The sequence below is a fragment of the Bradyrhizobium jicamae genome (assembly GCF_018130215.1).
Taxonomy (GTDB): Bacteria; Pseudomonadota; Alphaproteobacteria; order Rhizobiales; family Xanthobacteraceae; genus Bradyrhizobium; species Bradyrhizobium jicamae_A.
Genome location: NZ_JAFCKQ010000129.1, coordinates 1 through 1,268 on the forward strand (window position 1 = coordinate 1; position 1,268 = coordinate 1,268).

Genomic DNA, 1,268 nt, shown 5'->3' on the forward strand with positions numbered 1-1,268 from the left:
CCACCCTCGGGTTCATGGTGTCGGTTGAAGGTTGGCTCCGCCGCTGACGGGACGGAGGGAGGCGGAGCCGACCGGAGGGCCGTCAGCGGCGGGCGGCTTAATGAGGCCGCTCTTTCGCTTGGCGCGAAGCCGGTAGCTGTCGCCGCGGATGGTCAGCACGTGGCTGTGGTGCAAGAGGCGGTCGCGGATCGCGGTGGCGACCACCGGATCGGCGAACACGGTGCCCCATTCGGCAACGCTGCGGTTCGACGTGATCAGCATGGCGCCGGTTTCGTAGCGCCGGCTGACCAGCTGGAAGAACAGATGCGCCGCGTCGGGCTCCAGCGGCAGGTAGCCGAGTTCGTCGACGATCAGCAACTTTGGCTTCGCCAGCGCGAGCAGCTTCTCGTCCAGGCGCCGCTCGCCATGCGCCTTGGCGAGGCCAGCGACCAGCGTCGTCGCCGTGGTGAACTGCACCGTGTAACCGGCCAGGATCGCCTCGCGCCCGAGCGCGATCGACAAGTGCGTCTTACCGACGCCCGGCGGGCCGAGCAGCAGCACGTTCTCGCCGTTGGCGATCCAACGTGACGCAGCCAGGTCGCGGATCTGCTTCGGATCGATCGACGGCTGCGCCTCGAAGTCGAAGTCCGCAAGGTCCTTCACGGCCGGGAAGTGTGCGAGTTTTAGTGCCATCTCGATGCGGCGATGATCCTTGCGCGCGATCTCGCGCTCGCACAGCAGGGTCAGCGTCTCACGCGCCGACAGGTTAGCGCGCGCCGCCTCGTCGAGCAGGTTGTCGAGCTGGTCGCGAATGCCGGAGAGCTGCAATCGCGCCAGCATGGCGTCGAGCCGATCGATTGGTGCTTCGGTAGCCTTCTTTGTGCGCGCCATCAGAAGCTCCCTCCGATTGCTGCTTCGTATTCGGCAAGAGGACGCAACAACGAGGGCAGTGGCGCCGGCACTGTCGGTGCCGCGATTGCCGGTCGGCAGACCGCGCCATTGCGACCAGCAACCCCGTCGAGGTGGGCGGAATCGACGATCCGCAGCCGGCGCCCCTCCGATTGCCTGTGGATCGCAACCTCCCGCATGCCATGGCGGATGCGCACCTCGCCGGCCGCAACCGTCACCGCCACGCGCTCGCCGATCAGCCGCCACGGCACCGAGTAGCTGTTCGTGTCGATCTCGACGGCGCAATCGTTGCCGACGACGCGGGTCAGTTCGCGCAACAATCCGAACGACGGCTGCCCGCCGAGCGGCTTCAACCGGTGTGCCTCGTCACGCGCAAAGCG

The 1,268-nt window shown here is 67.3% G+C and carries 2 protein-coding genes; both read right to left on the reverse strand.

Going from position 1 to position 1,268, the window contains the following annotated elements; translation table 11 throughout:
• Positions 1-12: 12 nt before the first annotated feature.
• Positions 13-870, reverse strand: a complete 858-nt coding sequence (gene istB / locus JQ586_RS40290) for an IS21-like element helper ATPase IstB (RefSeq protein ID WP_212400159.1) — start codon at positions 868-870, stop codon at positions 13-15.
• A partial coding sequence (locus JQ586_RS40295; RefSeq protein ID WP_409411057.1) for a Mu transposase domain-containing protein occupies positions 870-1,268 on the reverse strand: 399 nt, incomplete at its 5' end. The genes istB and JQ586_RS40295, both read right to left, overlap by 1 nt.